The 5,345-nt window shown below is 67.1% G+C and carries 5 protein-coding genes; 2 read left to right on the top strand and 3 right to left on the bottom strand.

Annotated features, from left to right (window positions below):
- Positions 1-64: 64 nt before the first annotated feature.
- Positions 65-955: a DUF72 domain-containing protein gene (locus VGD93_RS15025; protein WP_395012979.1), complete on the bottom strand. Its 891-nt coding sequence runs from the start codon at positions 953-955 to the stop codon at positions 65-67.
- A 109-nt stretch (positions 956-1,064) separates the two neighbouring features.
- Between VGD93_RS15025 and hrpB the strand changes: the two genes are divergently transcribed.
- Positions 1,065-3,506 (top strand): ATP-dependent helicase HrpB, encoded by a 2,442-nt coding sequence (gene hrpB / locus VGD93_RS15020; RefSeq protein WP_395012978.1) that lies wholly within the window; start codon positions 1,065-1,067, stop codon positions 3,504-3,506.
- A gap of 158 nt (positions 3,507-3,664) precedes the next feature.
- Here hrpB and msrB read toward each other — a convergent pair whose 3' ends face one another.
- Positions 3,665-4,066: a peptide-methionine (R)-S-oxide reductase MsrB gene (gene msrB, locus VGD93_RS15015; protein WP_395012977.1), complete on the bottom strand. Its 402-nt coding sequence runs from the start codon at positions 4,064-4,066 to the stop codon at positions 3,665-3,667.
- A gap of 144 nt (positions 4,067-4,210) precedes the next feature.
- On the opposite strand from msrB, the gene VGD93_RS15010 reads away from it, so the two are divergent.
- Positions 4,211-4,825 carry a pyridoxamine 5'-phosphate oxidase family protein gene (locus VGD93_RS15010; RefSeq protein ID WP_395012976.1) on the top strand — a complete coding sequence of 205 codons (615 nt, stop codon included), beginning with the start codon at positions 4,211-4,213 and terminating at the stop codon, positions 4,823-4,825.
- A gap of 31 nt (positions 4,826-4,856) precedes the next feature.
- Here VGD93_RS15010 and VGD93_RS15005 read toward each other — a convergent pair.
- A partial coding sequence (locus VGD93_RS15005; RefSeq protein WP_395012975.1) for an NADPH-dependent FMN reductase occupies positions 4,857-5,345 on the bottom strand: 489 nt, incomplete at its 5' end.

Raw genomic sequence — 5,345 nt, 5'->3', positions numbered from 1 at the left:
CGGATAATGCTCATGCTCGCTCCTGCCAGATCGTCACCCTATAGCCCTGCCGCCCCAGCCAAGGCTAGGCGAAGTCCGCATCCCAGCGAACCCCTACCCGTTCCATGAGCCCCTTGGCATCCCCGGGTGCCTTCAGCTTGTCCGTATTGTCGAAGAACACGAACACATCGCGCTTCCTTCCGTCCGCCGTAGGCCCGGTGACGAAATGGCCGTCCGTCGCCTTGCCCGCCGCCCAGTTACGCACGCGCTTGGCCCACACGTCGAGCTCGTCATCCGAATAGCCCGAATTGTAGAGCTCCACCGAGCCATGCAGCCGGCAATAGACGAAGTCCGTGGTCACATCCATCAGGAGCGGCCAATCCACCGTATCGGCGCAGACCAGCGCCACGCCATATTTCCGCAGCAGCGCGATAAAGGCCGGATCCCGAAAGCTCTCATGCCGGATTTCCACGGCGTGCCGCACCCTCCGCCTGACCCCGTCACCGTAGTCAGCCGGCGCCCGCAAGCGATGGTCATGACGATGCGCCAGGGCGGCGGCTTCTTTCGTGTCATGCGGCAACAGCTTGAAAAAGGCCTCGATCCGTTCGGCATCGAAACGAAACCGCTCCGGAAACTGCCACAGCACCGGCCCGAGCTTCTCACCCATCACCAGCGGACCCGAGGCAAAGAAATTGGCCAGCGGCGGCTCGGGATCCTTGAGCCTCAACATATGCGTCAGGTAGCGCGGCCCCTTGACCGCAAAGACAAAGCCCTCCGGCACCGCCCCCGTCCATTTCCGAAACGCCTTGGGCACCTGCATTCCATAAAAGGTGCCGTTGATCTCCAGTGCATTGAACTGGTGTGCCGCATAGCTCAGCTCCTGGCGCTGCACGAGCTTGGCCGGGTAAAAATTCCCGCGCCACGGCCGGTAGGTCCACCCCGACACCCCGATCCTGATATCGCCGTGCTTCGCCATGCGGAGAGAACGCCCGGAGACCCCAGATGTTGCCACGCCCTGAACCACGAGGGCGTGGCACGATTTGATCCCCTTGCCCAAATCTCCGCCTTCCGCCAAACACCTCACCATGTCCCTGCCGCCGCTCCCCATCGACGACGCCCTGCCGGCCCTGCAATCCGCCCTGGCGGCCGGCCCCTATGCCGTCCTCGTCGCCCCGCCCGGTGCCGGCAAGACCACCCGCGTCCCCCTCGCTCTCCTCGATGCACCATGGCGCAACGACCGCCGCATCGTCATGCTGGAACCGCGCCGCCTCGCCGCCCGCGCCGCCGCCGCCCAGATGGCGCGCCTGCTTGGCGAAGAGGTCGGCCAGACCGTTGGCTATCGCGTCCGCATGGACTCCAAAATCTCCGCCCGCACGCGGATCGAGGTGGTCACCGAAGGCGTCTTCACCCGCATGCTGCTCGACGATCCCGAACTCTCCGGGGTCGCCGCAGTCCTCTTCGACGAGTTCCACGAACGCAGCCTCGATGGCGATCTGGGCCTGGCGCTCACGCTCGATGCCGCCGCGCTCCGACCCGACCTGCGCGTCCTCGTCATGTCCGCCACCATCGACGGCGCCCGCGTCGCGCGCCTGCTCGGCGACGCTCCCGTCATCGAAAGCCAGGGCCGCACTTTCCCGGTCGAAACCATCCACCGCGAGCCCGATCCCCTGCTTCGCCTCGAAGATCAGGTGGCCAATGCCGTCCTCGCCGCCCTGCGCGAGCACGACGGCTGCGCCCTCGTCTTCCTGCCCGGCCAGGGCGAAATCATCCGCGTGGCAGAACGCCTCGCCACCCGCGTCTCTGACAATGTGGATATCGCCCCGCTCTATGGCCAGCTCACGCCATCCGAGCAGGACCGCGCTATCCGTCCCGCCGAACCGGGCCGCCGCAAGGTCGTGCTCGCCACCTCCATCGCCGAAACGTCCCTGACCATCGACGGCGTTCGCATCGTGGTCGATTCCGGCTTCCGCCGCGTCCCGGTTTATGAGCCCAATACTGGCCTCACCACGCTCGCCACAAGCCGCGTCTCCCGCGCCGGCGCCGACCAGCGCCGCGGCCGCGCCGGCCGCACCAGCCCCGGCATCGCCATCCGCCTGTGGAATGAGGGCCAGACCTCGGCGCTCGAACCCTTCGACACGCCCGAAATCCTCGCTGCCGACCTTGCCGGCTTCGCGCTCGACCTGGCCGCCTGGGGCATCACCGATCCGTCGGCCCTGCATTTCCTTGATCCGCCGCCCGCCCCCGCCTGGGCCGAGGCCACCGCCCTGCTCACATCCCTCGACGCGCTCGATGAAGCCGGCCGCATAACACCCGGGGGCAAGGCCCTCGCCCGCCTGCCGCTTCACCCCCGCCTCGCCCATATGGTCGTCGCCGCGGCGGCCGAGGACGACGCCATGACCGCGGCCGAGCTCGCCGTCCTCGTCACCGAACGGGGCCTCGGCGGCGACGGCACCGACCTCGCCCACCGCCTCGACCGCTTCCGCACCGACCGCGGCAAGCGCGCGGAAGACGCCCGCAATCTTGCCCGGCGCTGGGCGGGAGCAAACAGCAGGCAAACAGCAGGCAATCTCCCTGCGGGCCACCACCTCGCCCGAGCTTTTCCTGATCGCGTCGCCCAGGCCACCGGCCGCGGCAAGTTCCGCCTGGCCAACGGCCGCCAGGCTTCGCTCGATGAAACCGACGCCCTCGCAGCCGCGCCCTTCCTCGTCGTCACCGACCTCACCGGCGCCGCCGCGACATCCCGCATCCGCACCGCCGCCGCCCTCGATCGATCAGACCTCGAAACCCTCTTCGCAGCGCATATCGCGGATCGGGAAACCCTCAGCTTCGACCCCGCCTCCGGCAGCATCCGCGCCCGTCGCCAGCGTCAATTGGGCGCCCTGCGGCTGGCCGACGAGCCCGTCGCCGTCACCGATCTCGACCAGGCCGCCACACTGCTGGCCGAAGCCGCCCTGCGCCGCCCGGAAACCCTGTCCTGGACCCGGGACCAGAAGGCCCTGCGTGCCCGCGCCACCTACCTGCATCAGACACTCGGCGCCCCCTGGCCCGACCTCTCCGACACGGCCCTCGCTGCCGACCCGGCCTGGCTCGCGCCGCACATCATGGGCGAAACCCGCCTCGCCGGCATCACGCCCGCCCATCTCGGCAACGCCCTCGATACGCTCCTGCCCTGGTCGCAGCGCCAGGAGATCGACCGCCTGCTGCCCAGCCACTTCACCGCGCCGTCAGGCAGCCACCTCCCCATCGACTATGCCGCCGAAAACGGCCCGGCGCTGGAAATCCGTGTGCAGGAACTCTTCGGTCTCGACCGCCATCCATCCGTCGCCGGCGGCAAGGTGCCCCTGTTGCTCATCCTGCTGTCGCCGGCCCACCGCCCCATCCAGACCACCCGCGACCTGCCCGGCTTCTGGCGCGGATCATGGAAGGACGTCGCCAAGGACCTCAAGGGCCGCTACCCCCGCCACTTCTGGCCGGATGATCCCCTCAGCGCCGCCGCCACCGCCCGGGCCAAGCCGCGCGGCACCTAGCGATGTTCATGTTTGGCACCTGATCGCCCAAGGTGTTAGCCAGCATGAGACGAAAATGCCCGCTGTCGAGAACCGGACCGGAGCGTACATTGGTACGTGAGGACCGGAAGCGCAGACAGCGGGCATTTGCAGGCCATGATGGCCAACAGATTGGGTGGTCAGGCAGGCACAAAATTCAGCGCTACACCATTGATGCAATAGCGCAGCCCGGTCGGTGGCGGACCGTCGGGGAAGACATGGCCCAGATGGCTGCCGCAGGTCGCGCAATGCACCTCGGTCCGCACCATGCCATAGCTCTTGTCCGTGGTCGTCTCCACCGAGCCCGGCAGCGGGTCGTTGAAGCTCGGCCAGCCCGTGCCGCTCTCGAACTTCAGCGTCGAGGCAAAGAGCGGCGTATCGCAGCCCGCGCAGGAAAACGTGCCCTGCCGATGCTCATGCAGCAGCGCGCAGGAGCCGGGCCTTTCGGTCCCGTGATTGCGCATCACCTGATACTGCTCCGGCGTCAGCTTGGCGCGCCATTCGGCGTCGGTGCGGGTTACCTTGAAGGCATGGGTGTCCATGGCTCTGCTCCTTGGGAAGTGCGGCCGGACGAAAACGATCCGACCTTTGTCGCGCTGTTATTCGTCGCAGATATAGGTTTGGTTACGTCCAGCCCATACCGTGCGTTGCATCACATCGCGCCGATCGTATGCCAAAGGCCCGCCATGTCCATCATTACCTCCGTAGAGCAGCTCGAAGCGCTCTACACGCCTGCCCCCGTCGCCGCCTCGACCACCAAGGTCGCCCACCGCATGACGCCGCATTACCGGCGGCTCATCGAGGCCAGCCCCTTCGCCGCCCTGGCCACGGTGGGCCCTGAAGGCGTCGACTGCTCGCCTCGCGGCGACCAACCGGGCTTCGTGCGTATCCACGATGACCAGACCCTGATGATGCCTGACCGGCGCGGCAATAACCGCATCGATTCCCTGCGCAATATCGTGCGCGACCCGCGCTGCGCCTTCCTCTTCCTGCTCCCCGGCAGTGGCACGACCTTCCGCGCCCAGGGCCGCGCCCATCTCAGCGTCGATCCCGACCTGCTCGAAAGCTTCGCCGTCGAGGGCAAGACGCCCCGCTCGGTCATCGTCATGCAGATCGACGAACTCTATTTCCAGTGCGCCCGCGCCATCATCCGTTCCGAACTGTGGAATCCCGCCCGTCATATCGACCCAAAAACCCTGCCCACGCCGGGCGAAATCCTCGCCGCCATGACCGACAACCAGGTCGGCGGCGAGGCATATGACAAGGGCTGGCCGGAGCGGGCCCGCCAGACCATGTGGTAACGCCAGGCTTCATGCCACGAGGGCGTCCAGCTCAGGCTGCCTTCAGTTCCAGCGCCTCGCGCCCGGCGCGCAGTGTCTGCGCATACCAGGCCAGTTCGTCGAGCATGACCTCGACGGTCGGGGCCAGGTAGGGGTAGTCGGCAAAGTCCTTGCCCTCGCGCATCATGCCCAGGAACGGCTCCATATTGATATGGACCGCCCGGTTGAGCGGCACCATGCTGAGTTCCACCGCGATCAGCCGAAGCTGTTCGACCGCGCGGGCACCGCCCACCGCACCATAGCCGACAAAGGCCGCCGGCTTCCGCGCCGGCTCGGCAAATACGAAGTCGAGCGCGTTCTTGAGCACGCCGGAAATCGAGTGATTGTATTCGGCGGTGACGAACACATAGCCATCCAGTTCGGCCAGCTTGCCGGACCACTTTTTGGCTTCCGGTGTGTCGATCGGCACGAAGCGTGGCGAAGTGGCCGATTCGAAGAAGGGCAGCGGATAATCGCGCAGGTCGACCACTTCGACATCGAG

It is taken from the genome of Devosia sp., from assembly GCF_036406155.1.
Lineage (GTDB): Bacteria > Pseudomonadota > Alphaproteobacteria > Rhizobiales > Devosiaceae > Devosia_A.
The sequence above is the reverse complement of the archived record's forward strand: the minus strand, read 5'-3'. Positions and strand labels throughout refer to the sequence as shown.

Bases quoted from the DNA above. Each gene is read 5' to 3' on its own strand.
- VGD93_RS15025 (WP_395012979.1), bottom strand. From the start codon at position 955: ATGGCGAAGCACGGCGATATCAGGATCGGGGTGTCGGGGTGGACCTAC.
- hrpB (WP_395012978.1), top strand. From the start codon at position 1,065: ATGTCCCTGCCGCCGCTCCCCATCGACGACGCCCTGCCGGCCCTGCAA.
- msrB (WP_395012977.1), bottom strand. From the start codon at position 4,066: ATGGACACCCATGCCTTCAAGGTAACCCGCACCGACGCCGAATGGCGC.
- VGD93_RS15010 (WP_395012976.1), top strand. From the start codon at position 4,211: ATGTCCATCATTACCTCCGTAGAGCAGCTCGAAGCGCTCTACACGCCT.